At 62.7% G+C, this 2,276-nt stretch carries 1 protein-coding gene and 1 pseudogene; both read left to right on the forward strand.

The annotated features are described in order from the left end of the window. A pseudogene (locus NW857_RS12735) lies at positions 1 to 583 on the forward strand (class I SAM-dependent methyltransferase); the annotation flags it as partial. A gap of 169 nt (positions 584 to 752) precedes the next feature. After that, complete coding sequence (locus NW857_RS12740) at positions 753 to 2,234, forward strand: hypothetical protein (RefSeq protein ID WP_414369176.1); 1,482 nt, start codon at positions 753 to 755, stop codon at positions 2,232 to 2,234. Positions 2,235 to 2,276: the final 42 nt, after the last annotated feature.

Raw genomic sequence — 2,276 nt, forward strand, 5'->3', positions numbered from 1 at the left:
TCTGCTTGCCAACGACAAGGGATTTACGATCCCCGAGGTGTTTGGCATGTTGCAGCAGGCAGGGTTGGGCTTTTTAAGCCTGGTGGATATGCCCGACTGGTCGGTGGAGTCTCTCTTTAAGCAAGTGCCGGAGTTTGTGCGGCAACGGCTGGAAACCCTCAGCGTTATGGAGCGGCTGCACCTCTACGAGCTGATCCGGCCTGCCCATCGCCTCATCGACTTTTGGGCCGAGCACGCCGGCTCTTCCCTGGTGCTGCCTTGGACGGATGCGGATTGGCTGACGGGATCCGTGCAGTTTAACCCCCTGCTGATGGACAATACCCGCTTCCACCAGGAGTACAACAAGGCCCTGCAAGAGAACCGCCCCTACGAAATGCAGTGGACAGGGGCCACCCACGGGCGGATCAGCATCCCTGCCGAGAAGGTGAGATGGCTGGCTCCGCTGCTGCAGGGGCCGACTCCGGTGGCAGAGCTGATTCAACGGGTCGTCGAGCTGGGATCCCTGACGAAAGAACAGGCAACCGACGAGGTGTTGACCTTCCTGACGGCGTTGGAAGACTTTCTCTTTGTCATGCTGCAGTAGAGCCGTTTACCCGTTCCCGCTCCAGCCCAGCTCCCCTCTCCCTCTGGGAGAGGGGCTGGGGGTGAGGGCAGTCTCCCTCTGGGAGAGGGGGCGGGGGTGAGGGCAGTGGCCCCAAGCGCCTGAAAGGTGCCTTAATCTGGTTTGAGATGTCGAGAACTGTACGACCCGGATGCCTGCCTGGCCGGCACGTCGTTTCTATGCAGCTCTGCAGCGAGGGCTGACCCAGCCCTTGGATCGCTGGGTAGCCGGGATCACCCTCTGCAACTTGGCGATTGGGGTGATCTTATTTTTGCTGGGCAACCATACGGCCCCCTATGTGCGGGATTTCAACTGGCAACAGCAGCGGGTGGGATCCCAGGAACTGCAGATGGTGCTGACCTTCAACCGCCCTATGGATGCGGACAGCGTTGCGGCCAACTTGGAGATCCAGCCGCCTCTGCCGGGCCGGATGCACAAGCTGGGCCGCCGCTTTTTTTGGACCCTGACAGAGCCGGCCCCCTACGGCCAGACCTACCGGCTGCGCCTAAAGGCCGCCGTGGATGAGCGGGGCCAGCCCATGGTGCGACCTTTTGAGGGGGAGTTTCGCACGCCGGATCGGCAGTTGTTGGGGATCGGCACGGAAGCAGACCAACGGGGGCGGCTGTTGCTCTTTAACCTGGAGACGGGATCCACCACGTTGCTGACGCCGGCGGGGCTGAAGGTCACCCAAATGCAGCCCAGCGCCGATGGCCGCTTCGTCTACTACTTTGCCACCGCCACCAGCCTGCAACACCAGGATCTGTACCGGCTGGATCTGGAGGATCAGTCTTCCCAGTTGCTGTTGGATCACCAGGGCTACCAGAACCTGCGCTTCCAGGTCTCGCCGACAGGGGAGCTGGTGGTAGCGGAGCGGATCCCCCTGCAACGGGATTCCCTCGCCCCTGTCCAGACAGAACTGTGGATCCAGAAAACGAGCCGGGATCCCTTCGAGCGTCTGGAGCTGGATACGGCTTTGGGGGGAGACTTTTTCATCAGCCCTGACGAGAGCAGCCTGCTCATCTCCCAGGGGCAGGGGGTGGGGATCGTGCCCTTGCACCCGCGGGCGGCAGCCGAGAGCTTTTTGGCCCAGTTCGGCCAAACCTTGGCCATCCGTCCCGACGGGGCTTTCGGGGCTTTGCTGCGCTTCAATCCCGACTACACCCGCAGCCTCTTTATCGTCAGCAATACCGGCACCAGCGAGGAGATTTGGGTAACCGAGGGATCCGTAACCAAGGGAGCCTTTTCTCCCGGCGCACCCGTCTTTTACGGCTTGGTCAGCGAGGCCGAGTTTGTTGGTGAGGGCGCGTTGGAATCTCTGGCCTACACCGAGTCCCCCCGCTTGCTGGCAGTGGTGTTCGGCAGCGGGAGGGCGGGCAAGACCGTAGAGGTGGGGCGGGCCGACTACCCCTTTGAGCTGGACTTCAGCCTTTCCCCCGATGGGCGCATGCTGGCCTACACGCTTTTGCAGCCCTTGCAAGAGGAGATCCCGGATCCCTGGGCCCCCCTCAGCCGCACTGGGCAAGCAATCCGCAGCGGGCAAGTGTGGCTGGTGGACTTGCAAGATGGGCTGCCGATCCCCAACAGCCGTCGCCGCCTGCCGCTGGGCAGCAGCGCCCTGGCCTGGATCCCTTAGGCCAAGCAGGAGAGGCCACCTGGGGAGCAAACCTGCCTAGAA

Source organism: Synechococcus sp. H55.9 (assembly GCF_047462355.1).
In the GTDB taxonomy this organism is placed as follows: Bacteria; Cyanobacteriota; Cyanobacteriia; order Thermostichales; family Thermostichaceae; genus Thermostichus.

Bases quoted from the DNA above. Each gene is read 5' to 3' on its own strand.
- NW857_RS12740 (WP_414369176.1), top strand. From the start codon at position 753: ATGCCTGCCTGGCCGGCACGTCGTTTCTATGCAGCTCTGCAGCGAGGG.